This is a genomic window from Albidovulum marisflavi, from assembly GCF_025751435.1.
In the GTDB taxonomy this organism is placed as follows: Bacteria; Pseudomonadota; Alphaproteobacteria; order Rhodobacterales; family Rhodobacteraceae; genus Albidovulum; species Albidovulum marisflavi.
This window is the reverse complement of record NZ_JAOWKY010000001.1, coordinates 1379268-1405526: the sequence shown is the minus strand read 5'-3', so window position 1 is coordinate 1405526 and position 26259 is coordinate 1379268. Positions and strand designations below refer to the sequence as shown.

At 62.7% G+C, this 26259-nt stretch carries 25 protein-coding genes; 15 read left to right on the top strand and 10 right to left on the bottom strand.

All coding sequences use genetic code 11. From position 1 onward, the window contains the following. Positions 1-76 precede the first annotated feature (76 nt). From OEW28_RS06795 to OEW28_RS06765, 7 genes are all read left to right on the top strand, one after another. Positions 77-400 (top strand): sarcosine oxidase subunit delta, encoded by a 324-nt coding sequence (locus OEW28_RS06795; protein WP_263733947.1) that lies wholly within the window; start codon positions 77-79, stop codon positions 398-400. Then, positions 397-3378 (top strand): sarcosine oxidase subunit alpha family protein, encoded by a 2982-nt coding sequence (locus tag OEW28_RS06790; RefSeq protein WP_263733946.1) that lies wholly within the window; start codon positions 397-399, stop codon positions 3376-3378. Before OEW28_RS06795 ends, OEW28_RS06790 begins: the two co-directional genes overlap by 4 nt. Beyond that, positions 3371-3931 (top strand): sarcosine oxidase subunit gamma, encoded by a 561-nt coding sequence (locus OEW28_RS06785; RefSeq protein WP_263733945.1) that lies wholly within the window; start codon positions 3371-3373, stop codon positions 3929-3931. Before OEW28_RS06790 ends, OEW28_RS06785 begins: the two co-directional genes overlap by 8 nt. 111 nt (positions 3932-4042) lie before the next feature. Next, complete coding sequence (locus OEW28_RS06780) at positions 4043-5758, top strand: hypothetical protein (RefSeq protein WP_263733944.1); 1716 nt, start codon at positions 4043-4045, stop codon at positions 5756-5758. Positions 5759-5828: 70 nt separating this feature from the next. After that, positions 5829-6635, top strand: coding sequence for a class I SAM-dependent methyltransferase (locus OEW28_RS06775; protein WP_263733943.1), 807 nt, complete (start codon positions 5829-5831; stop codon positions 6633-6635). 10 nt (positions 6636-6645) lie between these two features. Beyond that, a complete protein-coding gene (locus tag OEW28_RS06770; protein WP_263733942.1) occupies positions 6646-7527 on the top strand; it encodes a hypothetical protein in 882 nt (293 codons plus the stop codon). A 96-nt stretch (positions 7528-7623) separates the two neighbouring features. Further along, positions 7624-8535 carry an FkbM family methyltransferase gene (locus OEW28_RS06765; protein ID WP_263733941.1) on the top strand — a complete coding sequence of 304 codons (912 nt, stop codon included), beginning with the start codon at positions 7624-7626 and terminating at the stop codon, positions 8533-8535. Positions 8536-8573: 38 nt separating this feature from the next. Here OEW28_RS06765 and OEW28_RS06760 read toward each other — a convergent pair whose 3' ends face one another. Beyond that, on the bottom strand, positions 8574-9611 hold the full coding sequence (locus OEW28_RS06760) for a DUF475 domain-containing protein (protein WP_263733940.1): 1038 nt from the start codon (positions 9609-9611) through the stop codon (positions 8574-8576). A gap of 268 nt (positions 9612-9879) precedes the next feature. Here OEW28_RS06760 and OEW28_RS06755 point away from each other — a divergent pair, with 268 nt between their 5' ends. From OEW28_RS06755 to OEW28_RS06720, 8 genes are all read left to right on the top strand, one after another. Further along, entirely contained in the window at positions 9880-10035 is a 156-nt protein-coding gene (locus OEW28_RS06755) for a hypothetical protein (protein WP_263733939.1), read from the top strand. Positions 10036-10132: 97 nt separating this feature from the next. Continuing rightward, positions 10133-10627 (top strand): flavin reductase family protein, encoded by a 495-nt coding sequence (locus OEW28_RS06750; RefSeq protein ID WP_263733938.1) that lies wholly within the window; start codon positions 10133-10135, stop codon positions 10625-10627. A gap of 188 nt (positions 10628-10815) precedes the next feature. After that, positions 10816-11151: an ArsR/SmtB family transcription factor gene (locus OEW28_RS06745; protein WP_263733937.1), complete on the top strand. Its 336-nt coding sequence runs from the start codon at positions 10816-10818 to the stop codon at positions 11149-11151. Positions 11152-11434: 283 nt separating this feature from the next. Beyond that, positions 11435-12724 (top strand): NAD(P)/FAD-dependent oxidoreductase, encoded by a 1290-nt coding sequence (locus OEW28_RS06740; RefSeq protein WP_263733936.1) that lies wholly within the window; start codon positions 11435-11437, stop codon positions 12722-12724. 127 nt (positions 12725-12851) lie between these two features. Continuing rightward, entirely contained in the window at positions 12852-13052 is a 201-nt protein-coding gene (locus tag OEW28_RS06735; protein WP_263723077.1) for a YgaP family membrane protein, read from the top strand. Between the two features lie 20 nt (positions 13053-13072). Continuing rightward, positions 13073-14023, top strand: a complete 951-nt coding sequence (locus OEW28_RS06730; RefSeq protein WP_412174779.1) for an efflux RND transporter periplasmic adaptor subunit — start codon at positions 13073-13075, stop codon at positions 14021-14023. Then, positions 14020-17235: an efflux RND transporter permease subunit gene (locus OEW28_RS06725; RefSeq protein WP_263733935.1), complete on the top strand. Its 3216-nt coding sequence runs from the start codon at positions 14020-14022 to the stop codon at positions 17233-17235. The genes OEW28_RS06730 and OEW28_RS06725 overlap by 4 nt, the downstream gene beginning before the upstream one ends. Before the next feature lie 153 nt (positions 17236-17388). Beyond that, positions 17389-18219: a 2OG-Fe(II) oxygenase gene (locus OEW28_RS06720; RefSeq protein WP_263733934.1), complete on the top strand. Its 831-nt coding sequence runs from the start codon at positions 17389-17391 to the stop codon at positions 18217-18219. Between the two features lie 58 nt (positions 18220-18277). On the opposite strand, the gene OEW28_RS06715 is transcribed toward OEW28_RS06720, so the two are convergent. The 9 genes from OEW28_RS06715 to OEW28_RS06675 all read right to left on the bottom strand — a co-directional run bounded on the left by OEW28_RS06715 (position 18278) and on the right by OEW28_RS06675 (position 26255). Beyond that, a complete protein-coding gene (locus OEW28_RS06715; protein ID WP_263733933.1) occupies positions 18278-18607 on the bottom strand; it encodes a YegP family protein in 330 nt (109 codons plus the stop codon). A 186-nt stretch (positions 18608-18793) separates the two neighbouring features. Next, the gene (locus OEW28_RS06710; protein WP_263733932.1) at positions 18794-19801 is read right to left on the bottom strand and encodes a ligand-gated ion channel; all 1008 of its coding nucleotides are present in this window, start codon (positions 19799-19801) and stop codon (positions 18794-18796) included. 128 nt (positions 19802-19929) lie between these two features. After that, complete coding sequence (locus tag OEW28_RS06705) at positions 19930-20685, bottom strand: class II aldolase and adducin N-terminal domain-containing protein (RefSeq protein ID WP_263733931.1); 756 nt, start codon at positions 20683-20685, stop codon at positions 19930-19932. 78 nt (positions 20686-20763) lie between these two features. Next, positions 20764-21702, bottom strand: coding sequence for an AEC family transporter (locus tag OEW28_RS06700; RefSeq protein ID WP_263733930.1), 939 nt, complete (start codon positions 21700-21702; stop codon positions 20764-20766). A 3-nt stretch (positions 21703-21705) separates the two neighbouring features. Further along, positions 21706-22503: an MBL fold metallo-hydrolase gene (locus OEW28_RS06695; protein ID WP_263733929.1), complete on the bottom strand. Its 798-nt coding sequence runs from the start codon at positions 22501-22503 to the stop codon at positions 21706-21708. A 1-nt stretch (position 22504) separates the two neighbouring features. Next, positions 22505-23326 carry a TatD family hydrolase gene (locus tag OEW28_RS06690; RefSeq protein ID WP_263733928.1) on the bottom strand — a complete coding sequence of 274 codons (822 nt, stop codon included), beginning with the start codon at positions 23324-23326 and terminating at the stop codon, positions 22505-22507. Positions 23327-23333: 7 nt separating this feature from the next. Continuing rightward, entirely contained in the window at positions 23334-24464 is a 1131-nt protein-coding gene (locus tag OEW28_RS06685) for a DNA polymerase III subunit delta' (protein ID WP_263733927.1), read from the bottom strand. Next, positions 24461-25087, bottom strand: a complete 627-nt coding sequence (gene tmk / locus OEW28_RS06680; protein ID WP_263733926.1) for a dTMP kinase — start codon at positions 25085-25087, stop codon at positions 24461-24463. The genes OEW28_RS06685 and tmk overlap by 4 nt, the downstream gene beginning before the upstream one ends. Before the next feature lie 7 nt (positions 25088-25094). Further along, positions 25095-26255, bottom strand: a complete 1161-nt coding sequence (locus OEW28_RS06675; protein ID WP_263733925.1) for a D-alanyl-D-alanine carboxypeptidase family protein — start codon at positions 26253-26255, stop codon at positions 25095-25097. Positions 26256-26259 lie beyond the last annotated feature (4 nt).

Below are 26259 nucleotides of genomic sequence, written 5' to 3'. Positions count from 1 at the left end.
TGCCTCTTCTTCTTTTGAAAAATATCCCGGGGGACCGGGGGCAGAGCCCCCGGCCGATTGCCGAAAGGATCGCCACATGCTGACCCTTGAATGCCCCTACTGCGGCGTGAAAGCCGAGGAAACCGAACTCCAGGCCGGCGGCGAGGCGCATCTGAAGCGCTACGGGCCGGGCTCGTCGGATGACGAGTTCGAAAGCTACCTCTTCATGCGCAAGAACCCGAAGGGCGTGCACTTCGAACGCTGGCGGCACGCCTATGGTTGCGGCAAGTGGTTCCTTGCCGCCCGCTGCACCGCCACGCTCGAGGTCTTCGGCACCTATTCCGCGCAGACCAAGGAACCGCCCGCCGACCTTCAGGCGAAAATCAAGGCCAAGCGTCCGAACTGGGAGGGCTACAAGTGAGCACCCGTCTTTCCAAGGGCGGTCGCCTGATCGACCGCGCGAAACCCCTGAACTTCACCTTCAATGGCCGCCGGATGGCGGGCTACGAGGGCGACACGCTCGCCTCGGCCCTGCTTGGTGCGGACCAGATGCTGGTGGGCCGTTCGTTCAAGTATCACCGTCCGCGCGGCATCATCGCCTCGGGCGCAGAAGAGCCGAACGCTCTGCTCGGTCTGGGCGAAGGCGGCAAGTTCGAACCGAACCAGCGCGCCACCACGACCGAGCTTTTCGACGGCGCGTCGACAACGAGCCAGAACCACTGGCCGAGCCTGGAATTCGACGTCGGGGCGATCAACAACAAGCTTGGTCGCTTCCTGCCGGGCGGCTTCTACTACAAGACCTTCATGTTCCCGCGCTTCGCATGGAAGCACGTGTTCGAGCCGGTCATCCGCCAGTCCGCTGGCCTTGGCAAGGCGCCGACTGCGCGGGACGAGGATCGTTATGAATACGCCTACGCCTTCGCCGACGTGGTCGTCGCGGGTGGCGGCATCGCCGGCCTGACGGCTGCTCTTGCCGCCGCCAAGGCGGGCAAGCGCGTCTGGCTCATGGAACAGACCGCGCATTGGGGCGGTCGCGCGGTGGTCGATGGCGTCGAGATCGACGGCAAGCCGGCCGAAGCCTGGGTGAACGAAACCGTCGAAGCCCTGGGCAAGATGGACAACGTCACGCTGCGCACGCGCACCATGGCCTCGGGCCTGTTCGACCATGGCTATATCATGGGCTACGAACGCGTGGCCGACCACACCCCCGGCGACGGGCGTCCGCGCCACCGGCTGTGGCGCATCCGCGCGGGCCATGTCATCACCGCAACCGGCGCAATCGAGCGGTCGCTGTCCTTCGCGGGCAACGACATTCCCGGCGTCATGCTGGCCTCGGCCGTGCGCGACTATGTGGTGAACTGGGCCGTCAGCCCGGGCGACCGCACGGTCATCGTGACGAACAACGACGACGCCTATCGCACCGCGCTGGCGCTTCTGGACGCGGGCCTTCTGGTTCCCGCCGTCATCGACGCCCGCCCCGAGGCGACCGGCGCCCTGCCCGAGGCTGTCCGTGCGCGTGGCGTGCGCGTTCTGGCAGGCCATGGCATCGCCAAGGTCAAGGGCGGCAAGCGCGTGACCGGCGTTTCCATCTGCGTGCAGGCCGGTGAAGGCGCCGAGATCGAGTCGATCGCCTGTGACGCCGTCGCGATGTCGGGCGGATGGTCGCCCGTCGTGCACCTGTGGTCGCACTGTGGCGGCAAGTTGATCTGGGACGAGGAACGCGCGATGTTCCGCCCCGATCCGAAGCGCCCCGCAACCGGCGACGACGGCGAGGCGATGGTGACCGCGGTCGGTTCGGCCAACGGTTTCCTGACCCCGGACGAGGTTCTGGCCGACGCGCACAAGGCCGCCGGAGGCCAGGGCAAGGCGCCCGCCGCCCCCGCCGAGTCCGAAGCGCCGATGATGCCGGTCTGGATCATGCCGCAGGGAGCGGGCCCCGATCTTCGCATGAAGATGTGGCTCGACCCGCAGAACGACGTCAAGGTTTCCGACGTCCAGCTGGCCGCGCGCGAGGGCTATGAAAGCGTCGAGCACACCAAGCGCTACACCACGCTTGGCATGGCGACCGACCAGGGCAAGATGTCCAACATCAACGGCCTCGCGATCCTGTCGGACGCGCTGCACCGTCCGATCCCGGAAACCGGGACGACGACCTTCCGCCCGCCCTACACGCCGATCTCGATCGGCGCGATTGCAGGCGAAGCACGTGGCGACATCTTCCAGCCGCTGCGCCGCACACCGATGCACGCATGGCATGAAATCCATGGGGCGCACTGGGAACCGGTGGGCCTGTGGCGCCGTCCCTACTGCTTCCTGCGCACCGGTGAGGGCGTGCATGACGCCGTCAACCGCGAGATTCGCACAGTCCGCAACTCGGTCGGCCTGCTCGATGCCTCCACCCTGGGCAAGATCATCGTGAAAGGGCCGGATGCGGGCAAGTTCCTCGACATGCTCTACACGAACATGATGTCGACCCTGCCGGTGGGCAAATGCCGCTACGGCCTGATGTGTTCGGAAAACGGCTTCCTGTCGGATGACGGTGTTGTCGTGCGCCTGTCCGAAGATACCTGGCTGTGCCACACCACCACCGGGGGCGCGGACCGTATCCACGGCTGGATGGAAGACTGGCTCCAGTGCGAATGGTGGGACTGGAAGGTCTACACCGCCAACGTGACCGAGCAATATGCCCAGGTCGCGATCGCCGGCCCGAACGCCCGCAAGCTTCTGGAGAAGCTGGGTGGCATGGACCTCTCGAAAGAGGCGATCCCGTTCATGGAATGGCGCGAGGGCACGCTTGGCGGCTTCCGCGCCCGGGTACACCGGATCTCGTTCTCGGGCGAGCTGTCGTTCGAAGTCGCGGTCCCGGCCTCCGAAGGCCGCGCCTTCTGGGACGCACTGATCGCTGCCGGCGAAGAGTTCGGCGTCGCGCCCTACGGCACCGAGGCGATGCACATCATGCGCGCCGAGAAGGGCTTCATCATGATCGGTGATGAAACCGACGGCACGGTCATCCCGCAGGACCTGAACCTGCAGTGGGCGATCTCGAAGAAGAAAGACGACTACCTTGGCAAGCGCGCGCAAGAGCGCAGCCACATGGCCAGCCCCGACCGCTGGAAGCTCGTGGGCCTTGAAACGCTGGATGGCGGCGTGATCCCGGATGGCGCCTACGCAGTCGCCGAAGGGGTGAACGCCAACGGTCAGCGCAACATGCAGGGCCGCGTGACGTCGACCTACTATTCGCCCACGCTCAACAAGGGCATCGCGATGGGTCTGGTGAAACATGGCCCGGACCGGATGGGCGAGGTTCTCGACTTCCCGGTGGACAACGGCAAGGTGGTCAAGGCGCGGATCGTCGATCCGGTCTTCTACGACAAGGATGGGGAAAAGCAGAATGTCTAAGGCTGTCAGCGCCCTGGGCGGCGTTTCTCACAAGGGCTTCGCAGAGGTGGCGGAAGCCGGACTGCGCGGCATGATCACCGTGCGCGGCGACCTGTCGTCCGCCGCGATGAAAAAGGCGGTCAAGGCCGCGACCGGCACCGCCGTCCCGGCAGCCCGGCGCATCGAGATCGACGGCGACAAGGCTGCGGCCTGGATGTCACCGGACGAGCTTCTGGTCATGGTTCCTTATGAAGGCGCCCAGGACGCGGTCGCGGCGCTTGAAAAGGCGCTTGCGGGCGAACACCACCTTGTTGCGGATGTTTCGGACGCGCGGTCGGTCTTCACGGTGAAGGGCTCGAAAGCTCCCGAGGCGCTGATGAAGCTGTGCCCGGTCGATTTCGGGACCTTGGCCGAAGGCGAGATTCGCCGCACCCGCGCAGCCCAGGTCGCCGCCGCGTTCTGGAAATCGGGCGCGGATGAGTTCACCCTGGTGTCGTTCCGCTCGGTCGCAGGCTACGTCATGGGCCTGCTCGAGGTGTCCAGCCGCAAGGGTGGAGAGATCTTCCCGGCCTGACGCCAATACAACACCGACCGGCGCGTTGCCATGCGCCGGTTGGTTGCGGTTGCTTAATGCAACCACAGACATTAGACCTCGGTTCGCACAGTGATTTACGGGCGAATTTCGATGTCTAAGCACCCGATTTCCAACATTTCCAATCCGGTCAAGGTCGTGATCTGGGACCTGGACGAAACGTTCTGGAACGGGACGCTGTCCGAGGAGGGCATAACCCCGGTCGCAAAGCATATCGAGATCGTGCGCGCCCTGGTCGATCGCGGGATAATGTGCTCGATCTGCTCGAAGAACGATTTCGAGACGGCCAAGGCCAAGCTTGAAGAACTTGGTGTCTGGGACATGTTCGTGTTCCCACACATCGATTGGACGCCGAAGGGTCAGGCCATCAACACCATGCTGGAACGCATGGGGCTGCGGGCAGAGAACGCCCTTTTCCTGGACGACAATCACTTGAACCTCGAAGAAGCGCTTTTCTTCAACGAAGGCATCATGTGCGTCGACGCGAACCTGGACCTGACCGGGCTTCTGGACCTGCCGCAGTTGAAGGGCAAGGACGACCGGGCGCATTCGCGGCTGAAGCAGTACCGCGTCATGGAAGGCAAGTTCGCCGAGATGAAATCCAGCGGGCTGTCCAACGAGGACTTCCTGCGCCAGTCGGACATCCAGATCCGCATCATCACCGACATCGACGACAAGATGGACCGCGTGCTTGAGCTTCTGAATCGAACCAACCAGCTCAACTTTACCAAGGTCCGCGCGAATACCGAGAAGGAGCGCGATGATCTTGAAAAGCTTCTGCGCACCTCGGGGATGCATGCTGGACTTGTCCACGTCAAGGACCGCTACGGTGACTATGGCATTGTCGGTTTCTTCTGTGTCCGGACCAAGTTTTCCGGCACGACCGTCCACCACTTCGCCTTTTCCTGCCGAACGCTCAACATGGGCGTGGAACAATGGGTCTGGCAGTATCTGAACAAGCCTGAATTCAAGGTCGTCGGTCCGGTTTCGGGCGATCTCGACCCGGACAAGACCGTAGACTGGATCACCGAGGTTGCCGATTTCGGCGCCGGCGCCCCCGAAGATCAGAAACGCCTGGTGCTTGTCGGCGGCTGCGATCTTTTGCAGGTCTCCTTCTATTGCGGCACCAACCGCGACGAGTTCGTGAACAAGCAGGACGACATGGGCCTCCTGGTCCGCTACGACGATGTCGGCTTCTTCATCAATCCGCGCGACATGGAACTGAAGCATTCCAGGACGCTCAGGAACTTCATGGGCTGGTCCTTTGATGACATGAAGAACCTGGACGCCAGCCTGAAGGAAGCGGACCTGATCCTGTTGTCGATGTACTTCTCCGTCCCCTCGGACAATCTCTTTACCTTCGGGGGCCAGGAATTCGGCGGCAAGTATTGGGGCACGGTGCCGCCCCGGCGGCTCAAGCAACTGATGAAGGATCCCGATCTTGCTTTGCGCTTCGCGAAGGAAATGTTCCATCGCCGGCTGCCGCTGGAGGATCGGCTGGCCCTTACGCGGCAGGCGTTTGCGCATGCCTATGGGCTCAAGCAGCCGGGCGTACCGCTTTTCATCCTCTCTGCGGTGGCAGAACATGGCCAGCAGGCCGAGCGGACGCGCGACATGCGTCTGGCGTTCAACGCCATGTGCCGCGACTTCTGCGCCAGTCACTCCGAAGCGGTTTTCGTCGACATCGACACCTTGCTTGAACCCGATGAATTTGCCGATAGCGATCACTACACCCGAACCGGCTACTTCAAGATCGCGGAGTTCGTTAACAAGAACCTTGGCGCAGATGCGAAGGTGAAAGCTGCCTGACGCGCGGACCGAAGGTCCAAGTGGACCCGGTCTGCCGTTTTACATTTCTTCCCACTCAAGAGGCCAAGGCATGTCGACGCAAGCTGCCGCGCAACCAAACTCTGGTGCGGACGTTCCGGCGCCGCAGGAGAGCTACCAGCAACTGCTCGACGAAGCGCGTAATGCCGTGCAGGAACTGCGGCTGTCCGCGAGCCTGATGCGCGTTTCGCCGGACGGCACCTGCCCGATCTTCTACCGTGATTGCGTAATCCATGCCGCGCTTCCCTGGGCCGATGTCGACCAGTATCAAAGAAAGCTGCTGTCAAGGCGCGCGCCGGAGGACGAGGTTCTTCTGACCCAGCTGATAGACCTGATTCCGTCGCTTGCGGGGCGGACGCTCGTTGACGTGGGCAGCTTTACCGGCACCACCGCCTTCTTCCTGCGCACCTTCCTGAAACCCGACGCGACCCACCTTTTCGAGCCTCAGGCCTTGATGCAAGAGGCGCTGAGGGCAGCCGTTGCACGCAACGGCGCCGAGGGCTCCGCGATCCAGCTTCACCGCGACATCTTGGACCAGGACGAGCGTGAAATGGAAATCGGCGCAAGCACCCCGGCCCGCCTTTTCCAGACCCGCTACCTGAGACGCGAAGGTGGTCCGCTCCGGTCCCGGGCCCTGGACAGTCTTGAGCTTGGCCCTGTGGGCCTTCTCAACGTCGATTTCCATAACGACAAGGTCCCACTGTTGCGTGGTGCGATGAAGACGCTGGAACGCCACCGTCCGATCGTCGTCATGGACCTGACCGCGCGCGATGTTCAGGAAGTACGCGACCTGCTGGATCCATTGAAGTACACCGAGGTGCGCGCGGGCCGTCAATCCATCATCTGTCTGCCGGACTGAGACAAGGCGCATGTCCACCGTCTTCGTCACGATGGTCTACAATGACGAGGTTTTCCTCGACATCTGGTCACGCTACTACGCGCAGTACACCGACCGTAAGAACCTGCACGTGATCACTCATGGACCGCAGCCGAATGCGGCGAAGATCGCCCCTGGATGCACGTTCCTGGAATGTCCGCGCGATCCGCGCAATCCGCGGCTGGATCAGGACCGGTTCGCGTTCATCAACGACTATTGTGCGGGCCTGACCAAGACCCACGACCGCGTAATCTATAACGACGTCGACGAAATCGTGGTTCTGGATCCTGGCGTCGGGTCGGACCTGGTGGGATACATCGAGGCGATCGCGCCCGATATCGGGGTCATCACGCCGTTGGGGCTCGAGATCATTCACCGCCCCGACATCGAGAACGACTACGACTTCACCCGGCCGCTTTTTTCACAGCGCAAGTTCGTTCGGGTCAACGGCTGGTACACCAAGCCGTGCATCACCAACGTGCCGGTGGTCTGGGGGCCCGACGGACACGGCTCGTCCCATCCCCATATCCATGTCGACGAAAACCTGTTCGTCTTCCATCTCAAGTGGTTCGACAAGACCTATCACGTCAATCGCCACAAGGAGCGCCTGGCCTACCGCTTCAAGGACGACAACGGCGAAGAGGTCATCATCGGCGCCGGCAGCTGGTCCTGGTCGGCGCTGACCTACAAGATTGTCACGAACAGCTTGCTGCGCATGAGCTTCGACAAGAACGGCAAAGGTTTCGATTTCTCGGCCCAGCGCGAGCGCGTGCGCAACAGCTTCGTGGAAAATGACAGGGGTATGCACAAGATCGACTGGTTCGTGGAAAGCGACATGCGCGAATTGCCCGAACGTTTTGTCGGATTGATCTAGGCGTGCCATGCCCGCAGAAATGGTGCGCATATAGCTCCCGATTTCAGCGACCAATGAAGATACCCACTGATACATGATAGATTGATTGGAAAACCCATGCCGCTACCCGAACGCACCAGGTATCTTTTTGAAGTCTTCGACCTGCAGGATCGACTGCGCATTCTGGATGTTGGGGCCAATCCTCTTAGCCCTCCGCCGTATCAGCAACTGGCCGAAGAAGATCTCTGCGATGTATTCGGGTTCGAACCCCAGCGGGATGCGTATGACAAGCTGATGGAAACACGTCGGCCCAATGAACAGTATTATCCGCATGCGGTCGGAGACGGAAACGCTCACGACCTGCACATCTCGCCCAATAGCGGATTTACTTCACTGCTGCCCTTCTATGAGCGCGGCTTCCTCGAGTTTTCGATTTTCCCGGGCGCGGTGAATGGGCTGTCCAAGGTCAACGTCGCGACCGTCAGGCTCGACAGTTTGGCTGACCTGCCTCAGATCGATATGCTGAAGATCGACATTCAGGGCGGCGAAAAACTCGTGATCGAGAACGGACGCCAGAAGCTGGCTAACGCGGTCGTCGTCATTCCCGAAATCAGGTTTAGTCAACTCTACGAAGGCGAGCCGATGTTCGCCGGTGTTGATGCGGAACTGCGATCCCAAGGATTCATCCTGCACCGATTTCTTTTCGCGAAGAAGGCTCTCATCGGCCGGCGCTTCCGCAGCCAGATTGCCGTGCGAGATAACGCCAGCCACCTCGTGGATGGGGATGCGGTGTACATTCGCGACCTCATGCGGCACGAGTTGATGAGCGATGATCAGATCAAGAAGCTTGCCCTGCTTGCGGATACCGTTTTCAAGAGCTTCGATCTGGTTCTGCACTGCATCGACCACTTGATCCGGCGTGGTCTTCTGAGCGAAGAGCACGGGCACGAATACATTCGCAGACTTCCGGGACGTTTCCGGAAAGGCGGAGAGCTAGATGACGACCAGGTCGTCGTGGGCAGCATCTAACAACGGGCATTCAAGGCGGCACAGGAATCCCTGTGCGCCTACGCCGCCCTTTGCCGCCGATTGTGGCGGATCGACGAGATCAGCGCGAGGCCGATGAAGCCTGCGCCCAGGAGACCGGTCAGAAGCTCGTGGACATGCCAGAGCGTCTGCGTGAACATGATCACAGACAGGACAAGGATCGAATAGAAGGCCCCGTGTTCAAGATAGCGGAACTCGGCCAGGGTCTTCTTTTCCACCAGCATGATCGTCATGGACCGCACGTACATCGCCCCGATCCCAAGCCCGATGGCGATCAGGAACAGGTTGTGCGTCAGCGCAAACGCGCCGATCACCCCGTCGAAGCTGAATGACGCGTCAAGCACCTCCAGGTAAAGAAACGCGCCCAGACCGCCACGCGCGGCAAGCCCGACCGCCTGGCTTCGGTCCAGGAAATGGCCGATCACCTCGACCGCGAGAAAGGTCAGAAGGCCGCCCACCGCCGCGAAGAGGAACGGGGCGACATCGTGTTGCGGCAGGACCGAAGCGAACAGAAGCACGACGGACAGAACGAACCCGATCTCGAGCCCGCGAACGGATGCGCAACGGCGCAACTGGCATTCAAGCGCGCGGATCCAGTCCACCTCCTTTCCCTCGTCGATGAAGTAGCGCAGCGCCACCATCATCAGGAAGGTCCCGCCAAAGGCGGCGATCGTCAAATGAGCCCCGCCGACAAGGCGCGCGTATTCGTCGGGACGCGCGATGGCCAGGTGCAACGCCTCGAAGGGGCCGATGCCCGCCGCGACCACCACGATCAACAACGGAAATATGATGCGCATCCCGAAAACGGCGATCAGGATGCCCCAGGTCAGGAAGCGCTTCTGCCAGACGGGGCACATGTCCTTGAGCTTGTTCGCGTTGACTATGGCGTTGTCGAACGACAACGATATCTCAAGCACGGCCAAGACAAAGCCGATCACGAAGAACGACAGCGCGCCGACAAGGTTGTGGTTGTAGCTCCATCCCAGCCAGAAGGTCGCGACCAATCCGGCGATGGTCACGATGAACGCCCAGCGAAAATAGGAAAGCGTCGCGCTCATTCTTTTCTCCGCAGGCTACCGTCCCTGCCAGATAAGCCCGGCGGACCGCAGGAACAAGGCACAGTGACGGAAAGTGTGGGGTTCGATGCGCAGATCATGCGTCTTCAGAGGCAGTCAGGGGGCGCGCGGATTGCGGCGAAGTTGTGCGGCACCGCCTTTGACGCGCCACAAAAGGCGGCATTCCGCCCATATGTGAGCAGCAAATACCACGAGCGGGTCAAACTGCCGCCCCGATCCGCCCGCATATCTTGGTCAACGGATATCGGAGATGCAGATGGATCTTCTTGCCCAGATCACTTTCGATGACATCGCGCTTAGCTTTCTGACGTGCGTCGTGGTTCGGGAAACCATGATCATGTTCCTTCCCGACCAGATCGCCGGGCCCGGCGGCTGGCTGATCGACACCGGCGCCGAAGAGGCCTGAGCACACGATCCGTTCAGGTTCAGCCACGACGGGTGGCCATGTGGCGCGAATTGTGATTTGGCTCTGAGAGCCGAAAATACAGACAGCGCGACCTTGAATGCAGGACAACCCCACTTCCCCTGAAGCCAACCGTGCGTTTCGCGACGTTCTGGGGCATTTCGCAACCGGCGTCGTCATCGTCACCGCAAACGGGCCGCGCGGCCCGGTCGGTATCACCGCGAACAGCTTCACTTCTGTCTCATTGGAACCACCGCTGGTGCTTTGGTGCGCGGCAAAGCGATCGGCCCGCTTTGACAGCTTCGTTCAGGCGCAGCACTACGCGATCCATGTGCTGGGGGCCGACCAGCTTCCACTCTGCCGGCATTTCGCGCGGTCCGGAGGTGACTTTTCAGCATTTGGAGAGGATCTGACGCCAGAGGGGCTACCCGCCCTGCCCGGCTGCCTTGCCAGGCTGGACTGCGTCGCGGAGAACCGGCACGACGGCGGAGATCACGCCATCCTCGTCGGGCGCGTGACGCGCACGACGATGCGCGAAGGCGATCCGCTGCTTTTCTGGCGCGGTCGTTACGGCGACTTCATACACCACGACTGAACGCGCGGGCGCGCCGGTGCCCGATCGTCACATCTTTGCGACTTCGGCTGCAATCCTTCTCCGAATCTGCGATGATGGGTCGAAATCATATATGGCTTAGCCTATATGAACTCCGCCTCGGCAAAAGGCGCCCGTACAAAGGCGCCCCTACAGCGTTTCCGAGGTGCGCCGGAGACAGGAGATTCCCAATGGCCACTGCAGCGATCGATCTCGCGAATGATGCGCACGCCTCGGCGGAGGACATGCTTGCCCGCGCGACCGATGCGGCAGGCCTCTTGAAGGCGCTCGGGCACGAGGGCCGCCTGATGATTCTATGCTACTTGTCCGAAGGCGAATGCTCTGTGACAGAGCTTGAAAACCTGCTGGGGCTTCGTCAGGCGGCGGTGAGCCAGCAACTGGCCCGTCTGCGGGCCGAAGGGCTGGTGGGGTGCCGTCGCGACGGCAAGACGATCTATTATTCGATCGCTGACGAGCGCGCGGCCCGACTGGTGAAAACCTTGTACGAACTCTACTGCAAGGCTTGACGCCACCCAGGCCTCAGAAACCTCTTGTCCCACATCCTCGACTTGGGTCGCGTGCGTGCCCCGATAGCGCAGCGCAGTGTCGCAGACTTTCCGACGACTGAGATTTTTCCGGGCTCAAACCGGCAAACCTGGCAACTTCACCGCCGAGATATTCAATTCTTTATATGTCTTGATCTTGATCAAATCGCGCAAGATCGCTCCACCCTATCTTGCTCCAGATGCGCTGGCCACCTGCTTGCGCGCACGGGATCGCCGGTCATCCGGCCTTGGGGGAGTTCAGAAGATGGCAGATATCGTCGTACTTGGCGCCGGTCTGGGCGGCACGATCATGGCATACGAACTGGCGGACAAGTTGGGAGGGCAGCATCGCATCAGCGTCGTCAATCAGGGGTCGAAGTACCAGTTCGTTCCTTCGAACCCCTGGGTCGCGGTCGGGTGGCGCACGGAAGAGGCCACGACGGTGGACTTGGTGCCGGTCTTTGCCAAGCGCGACATTGCACTTCATGCGCAGGGCGCCAAGCGCCTTCACCCGGACGAAAAGCGCATCGAGTTGAACGATGGCGGCTCAGTCAGCTACGACTACCTGGTGATCGCGACAGGGCCAGAGCTTGCTTTCGACGAGATCGAGGGGTTCGGACCCGAAGCCAACACCCAGTCGGTCTGCCACGTGAGCCATGCGCTTCAGGCCAAGGAGGCTTTCGATCGCCTGGTGGCCAACCCCGGCCCGGTGGTGATCGGCGCGGTTCAGGGCGCGTCCTGTTTCGGCCCGGCCTACGAATTCACCTTCATTCTCGACACGGCGCTGCGCGACGCCAAGGTGCGCGACAAGGTGCCGATGACCTTCGTGACGTCAGAGCCCTACATCGGCCACCTTGGCCTTGACGGCGTGGGCGACACCAAGGGGCTTCTGGAGAGCGAGCTGCGCCAGCATCACATCAAGTGGATCTGCAACGCGAAGCTGGAAAAGGCCGAGGCAGACAAGCTTCACGTCTCGGAAATGGCCGAAGACGGCTCGGTCGCGAAAACGCACGAGATCGCGCAGCGCTTCACGATGATGCTACCGGCCTTCCGCGGTGTCTCGGCGGTTAGGGGCATCGAGGGGCTTACCAATCCCCGCGGCTTCATCATCGTGGACCAGCACCAGCGCAACCCGACCTATCCCGACATCTTCTCGGTCGGGGTCTGCGTGGCGATCCCGCCCATGGGCCAGACGCCCGTTCCGGTCGGTGTGCCCAAGACAGGCTTCATGATCGAAAGCATGGTGACCGCGACAACCCACAACATCGCGCGCCTGATCGAAGGCAAGGAACCGAATGCCGAGGGCACCTGGAATGCCGTCTGCCTTGCCGACTTCGGCGACGGCGGCGTCGCGTTCGTGGCCCAGCCGCAGATCCCGCCGCGCAACGTGAACTGGTCGTCTTCGGGCAAGTGGGTCCACGCAGCCAAGATCGGGTTCGAGAAGTACTTTCTGCACAAGGTCCGCACCGGCAAGGCCGAAAGCTTTTACGAAAAGCTGGCGCTGCATGTCCTTGGCATCCAGAAGCTGAAAGAAATCAGTGTAGACGCTGACTGAAGCCCGGCCCCATCCCGCGTCGACTTCCGCCACGCAGATCGCCGGACAAAGATGCGGTTTGGGGCTTGCAAATTCGCCAATACATTCACATTTACGAATGTATAGAATCTTTCCGAATGGAGTTCCCATGACCATCGACCGTGTGATGTTCGCCTTTGCAGGCACCATGATCCTTCTGTCGCTAGCGCTGACCCTTTGGGTTTCGCCCTATTTCATGTGGCTGACCGCCTTCGTCGGCGCCAACATGCTTCAGGCAGCCTTCACGGGCTTCTGTCCTGCCGCCGCGATCCTGCGTAAGATCGGCGTCAAACCCGGCTGTGCATTCTGATCCCGGAAAGGACCGATCCCTTGCGCGCGCTCCTGCTTGCCTCGACCCTGTTCGCTCTGCCCGCCTTTGCAGAGACCGTAGCCCTTGAACCCCAGCAGGTGACGGAATGGAAGCCCGTCTACGGGCGGGTGGAGGCGAAGGAAACCGTCCCCGCCCGCGCCCGGATCGGCGGAACCGTGACAGAGCTTTCGGTATCCGAGGGCGACGTTGTCGAGTCGGGTCAGGAAATCGCCCGGGTGCACGATGACAAGATCTCGTTCCAGATTGCGGCGCTCGATGCGCAGATCGAGGCGCTTCAGGCGCAGCTTGCTACCGCGGAGGCGGAACTGAAGCGCGGCGAGGCGCTGCTGGAAAGGGGCGTCACGACGGCCCAGCGGCTGGACCAGTTGCGCACCAGCGTCGATGTCACACGCGGCCAGATCCTTGCGACCGAAGCCCAGCGCGACGTCGTAGAACAGCAGGCGGCAGAGGGACAGGTCCTGGCCCCTGCCGCAGGACGGATACTGACGGTGCCTGTCACGAAGGGCGCGGTGATCCTGCCTGGGGAACCCATCGCTACGGTCGGCGGGGGCGGGTTCTTCCTGCGTCTGGCCATTCCTGAACGCCACGCGGCCGCCTTGAACGAAGGCGCCGCTCTGCGTATCAGCACCGAAACCGGCGAGGCACAGGGACGCATCGCCAAGCTTTATCCCCAGATCGAGAACGGCCGCGTCATTGCCGATGTCGAGGTCGAGGGACTTGACACCGCCTATGTCGGGCTTCGCCTTCTGGTTACTCTGCCCGTCGGCAGCCGCATGGCCTTGTTGGTGCCCGAAGGCGCGGTGGAGACGCGCGGCGGCATCGACTTTGTCGAGCTGCACGACGGGGCAGAGCGCGCGGTCGTTCTGGGCGAAAGCGTCGCGACCGACGAGGGTGACTTCATCGAGGTGCTGACCGGTCTGGTGGCCGGTGACAAGGTGGTGGCGCCGTGACACCCGAAACGCAGAAGCCCGGCCTGGCCGGGGCGCTGACCCGCGCCTTCATCACATCGCCGCTCACCCCTCTTTTCCTCGTGGCAGCCTTCGTTTTCGGCCTCGTGGCGCTGGTGTCGCTGCCGCGCGAGGAAGAGCCGCAGATCTCGGTGCCGATGGTGGACATCCTGCTAAGGGCGGATGGCCTGCGCGCAGAAGACGCGGTGAAGTTGATCACGGAACCGCTTGAAACCATTGTCAAAGGCATCAACGGGGTCGAGCATGTCTATTCCCAGACGCGCGATGACCAGGTGATGGTCACCGCGCGGTTCCTGGTCGGCACATCTTCCGACGCCGCGATCCTGCGCGTTCATGAAAAACTGCGCGCCAACATGGATCGCATCCCGGTCGGCGTGCCAGAACCGCTGATCGTCGGACGCGGCATCGACGACGTCGCCATCCTGTCGCTGACCTTGACGCCAAAGGCGGAGGCGGCCGAGCGGATGACCGCCAACGACCTGACCCGGATCGCGCGCGAACTCAGGGCAGAGGTCGCCAAGATCGAAGACGTTGGCCTGACCTATATCGTGGGCGAAACGACCGAGCGGATCCGCATCGCCCCCGATCCCGAAAGGCTTGCGCTTTACGGGATGACGCTTCAGCAACTCGCCGGCAAGGTGCAGGGCGCGAACGCCGCCTTTCCCGCGGGCCAGATCCGCGACGACGGAGAACAGATAGAACTTGCCGTCGGCGAAACCCTGCGCTCCCCCGAAGACATCGGAAACCTTCTTTTGACCACGCGCGACGGGCGTCCCGTCTATGTCCGCGACGTTGCCGATGTCAGCTTCACGTCCGGCGCCGAGGAACACATGGTCTCGTCGGTCAGCAGGAATGGCGAAGGGACGATGCGCGTGCCCGCCGTGACGCTTGCCGTGGCCAAGCGCGCGGGCGCCAACGCCGTTGTCGTCGCCGAAGCGATCCTGCACCGAGTCCACGCGCTGGAAGGTAGCCTCATCCCCGAGGACGTGGCGATCGAGGTCACCCGCGACTACGGCGAAAGCGCTAACGAAAAGGCCAACGAACTGCTCTACCACCTTGGCCTTGCCACGGTGTCGATCATCGCGCTGGTCTGGGCCACCATCGGCCGGCGCGAGGCATTCGTCGTCGCCATCGTCATTCCGGTGACCATCCTTCTCACGCTGTTCGCATCGTGGATCATGGGCTACACGCTGAACCGCGTGTCACTCTTCGCGCTGATCTTCTCGATCGGCATCCTGGTCGACGACGCGATCGTGGTGATCGAGAACATCGCGCGTCACTGGGGCATGTCCGACGGCCGGTCTCGGCGCGACGGCGCCATCGACGCCGTGGCCGAGGTCGGCAACCCCACCATCGTCGCCACGCTGACCGTGGTCGCGGCGCTCTTGCCGATGCTCTTCGTGTCGGGGCTGATGGGCCCCTACATGAGCCCGATTCCAGCCAACGCCTCGGCCGCCATGATCTTTTCGTTCTTCGTCGCCGTTATGGTGACGCCCTGGCTGATGCTCAAGGTCGCGGGCCGCGCCGAAATGACGGCGCATGGCCATGATGACGCCCATGGTGACCACCCCGGCGGCCCGCTGGGGCGCGCCTACGCGATCGTCGCCCGGCCGATCCTGGCCAGCAAGGCACGCAGCTGGGGCTTTCTGGGCGTGGTTCTCGTCCTGACCTTCGGCTCGCTGACGCTCTTTTACACCAAGCACGTGACGGTCAAGCTGCTGCCCTTCGACAACAAGTCAGAGCTGTCGATCACCATCGACATGCCCGAGGGCACCTCGGTCGAGGAAACCGACCGGATCGCGCAGGGCGCTGCGGAGATCGCGCTGACCCTGCCCGAGGTGATCTCGGCCCAGCCGCACGCGGGAACCTCGGCACCGTTCAACTTCAACGGCCTCGTGCGCCACACCTACCTGCGCTCGATGCCGGAAATGGGCGAGGTCGCCGTCAACCTGTCGCCCAAGGGCGATAGGGATCGCACCAGCCACGAAATTGCGCTTGAACTGCGGAAGAGGCTTTCTGACTTGAACCTGCCGCAGGGAGGGAGCCTGAAGGTCGTGGAGCCGCCACCGGGCCCGCCCGTCCTTGCGACGCTTCTGGCCGAAATCTACGGTCCCGATCCAGAAACGCGCCGCGCAGTCGCGGAACGGGTCGAGGCAGCGTTTCGTTCGGTCCCCTTCATCGTCGACGTCGACAATTCCTATGGCGACCCTGCGCGCCGCATGCGGCTGACCGTTTCCACCGACGCGGCCGAGTTCTTCCAGGTCCAGGAAGCGGATGTGCTGGATACGCTTGCGATCCTGAATGGGGGCCGGACGGTCGGCTATTCCCACCGCGGCGAAGGCCGGCAGCCGATCCCCATCGTGATGGAGCGGGACAAGTCCGACAGGGTTCTGGATGAACGATTCCTGACCACGCCCATTCCGGCGAACGTCCTTCCCGGAGCCCGCGGCGTGGTCGAGCTTGGCGACGTCCTGACGGTAACCGAAGAACGCGCCTCATACCCCGTGTTCCGCCACAACGGCCGCGAGGCCGAAATGGTGACGGCCGAGCTTGCCGGCGATTTCGAGGCCCCGCTTTACGGTATGCTCGCCGTGTCCGAGGCGTTGAACGCACAGGACTGGACCGATCTGCCGAAACCAAGGATCGCCCTGCACGGCCAACCCGTGGATGAAAGCCACCCCACCCTGCTGTGGGATGGCGAATGGGAAGTGACCTGGGTCACGTTCCGTGACATGGGCGCGGCCTTCGGCGTGGCGCTTCTTGGCATCTACATCCTGGTGGTCGCGCAGTTCGGGTCGTTCAAGGTGCCACTTGTCATCCTGACCCCGGTACCCTTGACCTTCATTGGCATTCTCGGAGGGCACTGGGCCTTTGGCGCGCCGTTCTCTGCGACGTCGATGATCGGGTTCATCGCGCTTGCGGGGATCATCGTGCGAAACTCGATCCTTCTGGTGGATTTCATCCGCCACGCCCGCACGCCCGATCGACCGCTGACCGAGGTTCTGATCGAGGCCGGGGCGATCCGCTTCAAGCCGATTCTTCTGACCGCACTCGCCGCCATGATCGGCGCGGCAGTGATCCTGACCGACCCGATCTTCCAGGGACTTGCGATATCGCTTCTGTTCGGGCTTGCCTCGTCGACGGCGCTGACGGTCCTGGTGATCCCGGCGCTTTACCGCGTGCTGCGGACCTGACCGGCCACGCGCGCGGAACGATCAGCGGCAAACCTGGAAATTGCACAAGGGGGCGAGATCAATCGCCCCTTTTTGCGCCTTGCCTCATGACAATGCCGCGCGCGGTCGGCATGGTAGCTTGGACTGTGCAGTAACTATCGCTTGGAGTTTGTCATGGCAGGCGCCGTCTACCCGCTTGATCCCGAAACGCTCGTCGCCTCGTCCGAGGCCGCGCGCGAAGCCGCGAAACCCTTTGCCGCGGCCTATCAGGGCGCGGGCCCCTACAACCACGGCGCCTTCGAAAACTTCCTGCCGCCCGAGATCCTGGAACGCGTGCGCGAAGAGCTGAAAACGCTGCCCGAGGCCGAGCAAAGCTTCGACCGCGCGCAAGAGAAGCTCAAGTTCAGCTATGTGCCAGAACGCCTGCCGCCCTATACGCGCGCGCTGTTCCATGCGCTGAACTCCCGCGCCTTTATCCTGTTCCTGGAAGAACTGACCGGCATCAAGGGTCTGATACCAGACCCCTACTACTTGGGCGGCGGCATCCATGTCGTCCGCAATGGCGGGCATCTCGACATCCATGCCGACTTCAACCACCACGGCAAGATGAACCTGGAACGGCGGTTGAATGTCCTGATCTACCTCAACAAGGACTGGCAAGAGGAATGGGGCGGTTCGTTCGAGATCTGGGACACCGAGATGAAGCACAAGATCCGAAGCTTCGTGCCGCTCTTCAACCGAATGGTCTGCTTCTCGACCGGATCGGATACCTGGCACGGCAATCCGGAGCCGGTAAATTCACCCAGCGGCGAACCGCGGATGTCGATCGCGCTTTACTATTACACGGCCACCTGGGGGCCGCACCGCAAGGAGCACACCACCCTGTTTCGTCCCCGCCCGGGAACCCGCGACAAGGCCGATCGCTCGGTGGCGAACATGCAGTTCTGGCAGGACATCCTGCCGCCCGTGCTGTTCCGCAAGATCGTCTGGAAGATCTGGGGCTGACCGAGGAAGCCCGCACCAATCGCGGGCTCCGAGGGCAAACGCCGGACCTGTTTACCGGTCAGACCTCGACCAGTTCCGCGCCCGGCGCGTTCGTCTTGACCGACTCGATGCCGTTTTCGCGGGCAGCCGCGCTTTCATAGCTTTCGCTGGTGCCGATCACCTGGCCGTTCGTGGCCTTGAGGTTGAACATGTGTTTGCCGGCCTTGGTTTCCTTGCGCTCGTAGCGTTCGTCGGTGGCGCCGTTGCGCCGTACGGAGTCGATGCCGTTCATTGCGCTGGCTTTGCTCTTGTATCCTTCGCTGGCCAGGATCACCTGCCCGTTTCCGGCCTTGAGCCGAAACCTGAATTCGCCGGCCTTGTCCTGGTAAAGTTCGAATTTTCCCGCCATCGCAAATCCTCCGATCACACCAAAAGTTGTTTCCGCCCCGCACGGTCGCACCGCAGGGAGTTTCCATAGCAGCAACACTGCGTCACAAGTCCGATATTGGCAACCCGGATGCGTATGCGCGACACCGGATTCAACCCGCGGCCTCACCGAACCGTCGTCGGGTCGGTGAAGGCAGCGCGCAGGGGCCTAGATAAGGTTGAACAGCATCACGACGGCGTTCAAAGCGACGTAAAGCGCCGAAATGATCAGCAGCGACCAGTTGTCGAGCCTGACGGATGCCTCGTCCCGATCCGCATAGCGCAGCCGAAGCGACCAGATCGAAATGAACACCGTCAGGAAGATTGCCCCGACGGCGATCAGGTTGATCTGTTCGGCAAGGGTGATGTGCGTCGTTTCCGGCAAGCTGTCCGAAATCACGAAGGCGTTCGCCGAGGCGGCAAAGATCGACCCAACCCCCATGCCGAAGCGGGCGTCTAGGTCGTCCGACTTCACCTTGAAGGCAAGAAGGCCCAGCACCACCGACAGAAGCGATATCCAGAATAGCTTGAACAGCGGCGCGATGCTTGTGCGCTCCAGCGTGATGGGAACGCTGAAACGGGAATACTTGGCCTCGACCTCACCGGAACTCTGGAAGCCGTAGTTGGTGGGATAGGCGTGGATGTCGGTTGCCGGGCGGCCAAGCCCGACCTGCCATCCCGCGACGTCGACCTTGGGGTCAAGCTCGGTCCCCGGGTCGACCACATAGACAAGGTTCGTCGCCTCGCGTTCGGCGTCCTCGATCTCGATCGTCAGGGTGTGATCGTCCAGCGGGAACTGGCGAACGTCGAATTCATGGTAGATCGTCCCCTGTACCCGCACCGCGGCGTAGTTGTAGCCGTTATCGTTCAGAACCTCGGTATCCGAGCGCGACGCGATCACCCCGTTGGCCAGTTCGAATGTCTGATCGGGGCGGACATCCGAGCCCTGCCAGCGGAACCAGATCCAGAAATCGGCGTCGAAGCTGCCATCGCGCGGTGACACGTTGGTCAGGCGCAGGACATAGATCCCCGTCTGCACTTCTGTCAGCGTATCAGAAAGCGTCGCCGCATCTGCGACGAGGTTCGACGATGCGTCCGACTGGGCCTGCCCCAAGGCCGGGCCGCAGATCAGGATCGCACACATCATCAGGCACGCGAAAACGCGCTTGAGCCACATTCATACCTCCCCCGATGAACGCCAGACGCTGGCGGATTTTCGCCGAAGCTATGCGAAGCCCGGGTGAGATTTCAAGCTGGATCGTCAAGGCCGACGGACCCTGGACCCAAGCCATGCTACGCCATGGGTCAGCTTGCGTAAGTGCTGCCCTCCGCGTCAAGAATTGCCTTGATTTCACGAAGATGCGCTTCCGCCTGCCCCGGATAATCCTCGATCTCCTGCGCGGTCTTCTCGGCAATCTCATCGCTGAGCACACGCAATGGGCGCCCGGTCTGAAGGGCGCGAATATAGGTTTCCGCGGCCCGTTCGAAATAGTAGAGCCGGTTGAAGGCCTCGGCGGGGTCGCGGCCGATCACAAGCACGCCGTGATTGCCCATGATCATCACCTTGATCTTGGGATTGGCAAGCATGGCCGCGCAGCGTGTGCCCTCTTCTTCGAACGCGAGCCCGCCGTAGTTGTCGTCAACGACATAGCGGCCGAAGAAGGTAGCGGTGTTCTGGTCGATGGGTGGCAAGGTGCTGTCGGCAAGACTTGCCAGAACCGTCGCGTGTATCGAATGGACGTGCATCACGCACCGCGCATGCGGACAGGCCCGGTGGATCGACCCATGCAGCCCCCAGGCCGTCGGATCAGGCGCATCGGGTCCGCTTAGCGTCGTGGGGTCGTTCGCGTCCAGAAGCAGCAGGTTCGACGCGGTTATGCGCGAAAAATGCATCTGGTTCGCGTTCATGAGGAACTGCGTCCCGTCGTCGTTCACCGCCAGACTGAAATGATTGGCAACGGCTTCGTGCATGTTCAGCCGCTCTGTCCATCGGAACGTCGCAGCAAGGTCAACGCGTTCCTGCCAGTGACCGATGTTGGTCTTGAGTTTCGTGACGCTCATGTCAGCCTCCGATTGTCACGAGAAGTGTGGGACAAATCGCACGCGCGGGCCAAGCAGAATCCGACAGGAAACGTCGCTTCAGGGCAAGACCGATATCCAGAACCAGACCGTCAGCAGCGCAAGCGCCGTGCTGATCAGCACGGACGATGCGGCGACGCGCCGCGCCGCGCCGTACATGGAGGAGAACAGGAACGCATTGATCCCGGGCGCCGCCGATGCGGTGACCACCGCAGAACGCAGCTGGTCGACGCTCAGCGCGAACACATGGCGCCCAAGCCCCCAGGTGATCGCGGGATGCACCGCAAGCGACAGGACGCAGACCATCAGGATCGTCTTCGTGTCGCCTTCGGGACGATAGCGGACCAGAACCCCGCCAAGACCGAACAGCGCCGCGGGAAGGGCCGCGCGCGCCATCATTCCAACCCCTGCCATCACGGGTTCTGGCATCGGAATGCGGGCAAGGTTCACGACAAGGCCCAAGGATATCCCGATCACCAGCGGGTTGCGGACAAGCGAACGGCCGATCTGCCGCGCGACACGCCGCGCAGGAAGGCCGCTGCCCTGGCTTCGCGCGAACTCCATCGCCGTGACGCCGGCGGCGTATAGCAACGGGGCATGGATCGAGATGATGGCGAAGTTCCCGGCCAGGGCTTCGCTTCCGTAGGCGCGCTCCATGATCGGCAGGCCCAGCAGCAGGGTGTTCGAAAAAAGACAGACGAAGCCGATAGCCACCGCGTCGACCGGTGTGCGGCGGAACAGGCGCCGGGCGCCGACATAGCCAAGTCCGAAGCAGACGAAAGCGCCAGCATAGAACGATACCAGCAGACCAAGGTCGAACTCGGCCCCGAGGTCGAGACGGGCAATCGACTGGAACAACAGGCAAGGCACCGCAAAGCTTTGCGCGAAGGTCATCAGCCCGTCGATCGCACCGTCGCCGATCCACCTGCGCCAGTTCGCAAGATATCCGAACCCGATCAGCAGGAAAACGGGCAGGATGACCTCGAACAAGGCCTGCACCGCTCAGACCTCGTATTCGACGGTCATCCCGTCAAATGCCACATCGACATGATCGGGCGTCTCGGCAACAAGCGTGGCATGGTCCAGATCGATGTGCATGTTCGTCAGGATCGCACGGCGCGGTTTCGCGCGCTCGATCCAGTCAAGGGCCTTGCCCAGATGGATGTGCGTCGGATGGGGCTTGCGCCTGAGCGCGTCCAGGATCCAGCAATCCAGTCCCCGGACCTGGTTCCAGGCGTCCTCGTCCATGTCGGAAACGTCGGGCAGGTACGCCAGCGCCGCGATCCGGAAGCCAAGCGCATCGATCACGCCATGTTCGACGCGGAACGGCGTCAGCGCGATCGCACCGCCCGCGCCCTGGACGGAGAAGGGACCGTGGATCGTGTTCATGTCGCAGATCGGCGGGTAGGACGACCCTTGCGGCTGCACGAAGGCATAGCCGAAGCGTGAGATCAGCGCCTCTTGCGTCGGCCCGTCGGCCCAGACCTGCATCCGGCGGCGCGTGTTGAATACGATTTGGCGGATGTCGTCGATGCCGTGGACATGATCGGCATGCGCATGTGTGTAGACGACGCCGTCAAGCTCGCCCACGCCGGCCGCCAGAAGCTGTTCGCGCATGTCGGGCGAGGTGTCGATCAGGACGCGCGTGGTGCCGCCCGTATCGATCCGCTCCACCAGCATGGAACAGCGGGTGCGGCGGTTCCTGGGGTTCGTCGGGTCGCAATCGCCCCAAAGCCCGCCGAGACGAGGAACGCCGCCGGAAGATCCGCAGCCAAGGATGGTAAAGCGAAGCCGCGCCATGTCAGACCGCCCCGTCGGCGGAACCGGCACGCGCTGCCTTCGCGAAGAGCCGTTCAAAATTGCGCTCGGTCTGGGCAGCGAAATCGGTCAGGCTCATCTGGAAAACCTCGGCGCCGACCTTTGCGGTATGCGTGGTATAGGCCGGCTCATTGCGCTTGCCGCGGTGGGGCGGCGGAGCCAGATACGGCGCATCGGTTTCCACCAGTATGCGATCTACCGGGGCAGCGGCGAAGATCTCGCGCAGTTCACGGCTTTTGGGGAAGGCCGCGATTCCGGACATGGACAGGTAGAAACCCAGGTCCAGAGCGGCACGCGCCAGACTGGCGCCCGAGGAAAAGCAATGCATCACGCATCCATACGCTCCCGCACGATGTTCTTCGGCCAGGATCCGCGCCATGTCTTCGTCGGCATCGCGGGCGTGGATGATCAGCGGCAGTCCGGTTTCCCTGGCCGCCGTGATATGGATGCGCAGTGAACGCTGCTGCACCTCGGCGCTTTCCGCGGTGTAGTGGTAGTCCAGTCCGGTTTCCCCGATGCCGACGAATTTCGGATGACGCGCCAGCGCGATCAGTTCATCGACCGTCACAACGGGTTCTTCCGCGGCGCTCATAGGATGAGTTCCGGCGGCGTAGAACACGCCTTCATGCGACTCGGCGATCGCGCGCACCCTTGGTTCGTTCCTCAGCCGGGTGCAGATCGTGACCATGCGCTGCACGCCCGCAGCGCGGGCCCGCGCGACAATTCCGTCCAGCTCGCCCTCGAAATCGGGAAAATCGAGATGACAATGGCTGTCCGTGATGCGGGGGGGCGTGGGTTCGGTCATGGCTGCCTCATCGCGCGGCAAGCCTGCCTGCCGTCTCGTCGATCTTGAGGATCATATCGAGGAGAAGCGCGCCGGGGTCAAGGTTCACCGCCCGCCCATGCCGCGCGCGGGCGCCAAGGCTTTGGTGCAGCTCCGCCCATCCGCGCCCTGCGCCGGCATCGGGCGACAGACCTGCCAGCAGCGCGGACTCGCCCGGCGCAGCTTCCGGCTTGGGCGGTCCCGCGATCCCGGTGCGCGCGAGCCTGGCCAGGAACAGATCCATGAGCGTCAGGACAAGGTCGAACCGTGCCTCGGCCGCCCGCCCACCGGCACTGTCCGCCAGACGGACGGCAGCCAGGCGGTCCAGGCGCGGCAGGCCGTCAAACAGCGCGACCATGGCGGCATAAACCTCGATCCCGCCCAGGTTCACCAGACGCACCGCCTCGCCCACCGATCCGCCGGACAACGCGGCCAGCGCGTCGACGGCCTCGGTCTCCGACCCAGCCGCCGACAGGGCCGAGGCAAGATCGGGCGGAGACAGCGGAACCAGCCGCAGTTCCCGGCAGCGCGACCGGATCGTGGGCAACAGGGCGGAGGGCTGGTGCGACACCAGAAGGATCGTGACCCCCGCAGGCGGTTCCTCAAGCAGCTTCAGAAGCGCGTTGGCGGCGCTGGTGTTCATTTCGTCGGCGGCATCCACGATCACGACGCGCCGCCCGCCGTCGGCGGCCGAAAGGCCCAGAAACGCCTTGAGGCGGCGCACTTCATCGACAGTTATGACGGTTTTCAGCCGCTTCTTTTCATCGTCCCAGGCACGCCGCAACAGGAACAGCCGTCCCTCTGATCCGGCCAGAAGCCGCCTTGCGACGGGATGTTCGGCATCAATGTCCAGCGTTGCGGGTGCGATCGGCGCATCGCCGAAAAGGCCGCCGCCAGCGTTCTCGGGCGTGGCCAGAAGGAACCGCGCGATGCGCCAGGCCATCGTCGCCTTGCCCACGCCGCGCGGCCCGGTCAGAAGCCAGCCGTGATGCAGTCGGCCACTGTTGTAGACATCCAGAAAGGCGCGCTCCGCCGCCCCCTGTCCCACGAGGTGAAGCGTTTCACGCGGGTGCGGGGCGCCATCGACCCTGTCAGGTTCCGGAATATCCTCACCACTCATGCCTTTTGGGTCCAGGCAAGCGATTTTCGGGCGATCTCTGCGATCTCCTCTGCCACCACTTCGGGCGCGCGGTCACCGTCAACGACGCGGCAGCGGCCTGAAAATTCACGCGCCAGGGCAAGAAATCCCTCACGCATCCGGGACTGAAGCCCCTCGCCGAAGTCCTCGAATCGTTCCTCGTGGCCGTTGCGGCCCTTGGCACGGGCAAGACCCTTGGCCGGGTCCATATCGATGACGAACGTCAGGTCAGGTTCGCGCCCGATCATTAGGCCGTGAAGCTGATCCACGATGCCGCGCAGATCACCACGCGACAGTCCCTGGTACATCCGCGTGGAGTCCGCGAAGCGGTCGGTGATGACGATCTTGCCTGCGGCAAGCGCAGGCAGGACCGTGCGTTCCATGTGATCGCGCCGCGCGGCGGTGAACAGAAGGATCTCGGTTTCTGCGGACCAGCGATCCGGGTCGCCCTCAAGCACCAGGCGCCGAATTTCCTCGGCTCCCGGGCTGCCGCCGGGTTCTCGCGTCAGAACGACGTCGTGCCCCTGCAAGCGCAACATCTCAGCCAAGAGCCGCGCCTGCGTCGACTTGCCCGATCCGTCGATCCCTTCGAAGCTGATGAACATCGTCGGGTCAGTTGGCGAACTTGGCGATGGCAAGGGCCGCAAGCTTGTCGAACGCGGTCTTCAGCCGGGTGGTGAAACCGCCTTTCGGTACCGTCTCCTCTGCGACCAAAGGCACCGAAACGGGTTCACGTCCGGGGATTTCCACCCTCATTTCGGCCAGTTGCGCGCCAGCTTCGATAGGCGCCTCGATCGGCCCTGTGTAGGAAATCTCGGCCTTGAGCTTGTCCTGCGCCAACGAGGGAAGCAGCAGGTTCAGATCCTCGCCCACCACAAGACCAACTTGCGATTTGGCGCCCATCCAGACTGGGGCGTCCGAAATGCGGGTGCCCGACTTTGCCACGGTCTTCTGAATGAACTCGCGAAATGCCCAGGATACGATCCGCTCTGCCTCTTCTGCGCGCTGGCGGTCGTCCGCAAGACCCGAGATTGAGAACACGATGCGCCGGCCATTCTGCACGGCGGATCCGACCAGACCGTATCCCGACTCTTCAGTGTGACCGGTCTTGAGCCCATCGGCGCCGATGTCGAGCTTGAGAAGCGGATTGCGGTTGTGGCGGTTGTCGGGTGCGCGATTGTCGAACGGAAACTCCTTGATCGCGAAGTAGCCATAGTACTCGGGGAACTCCGTGATCAGGCGAACGGAAAGCCGGCCCAGATCTTCCATGCTCATCCGCTGGTTCGGGTGCGGCCAGCCAGAGGCGTTCGCGAAAGTCGAATGCTCCATTCCAAGTGCCTTGGCACGCTCGTTCATCTTGCGGGCGAAATCCTCCTCGGTGCCGGCAAGGCCTTCGGCGACAACCACGCAGGCATCGTTTCCGGACAAGACGACGATGCCCTTGATCAACTCCTCGACCGTGGGACGATCGGTTTCGTTCAGGAACATGGTCGACCCGCCCATGTTCTTGGCGCGCGTCGATACCGCGAAACGATCCTCAAGCGAAACACGGCCGTCTCGAAGGGCTTCGAACAACATGTTGATCGTCATCAGCTTCGACATCGACGCTGGCGGCACCGGTTCGTCGCCGTTCTTGTTCATAAGCACGGTGTCGGTGGTGATGTCGTAGACCCATGCGTGGCGCGCGCGCGTCTCGAACGCATCGCCCCGGCTTCCAACGGTTGCGCTGGCAGCAGCGACCACGATCAGAAGCAGGCTGCGAAACAGTTTCATTCCC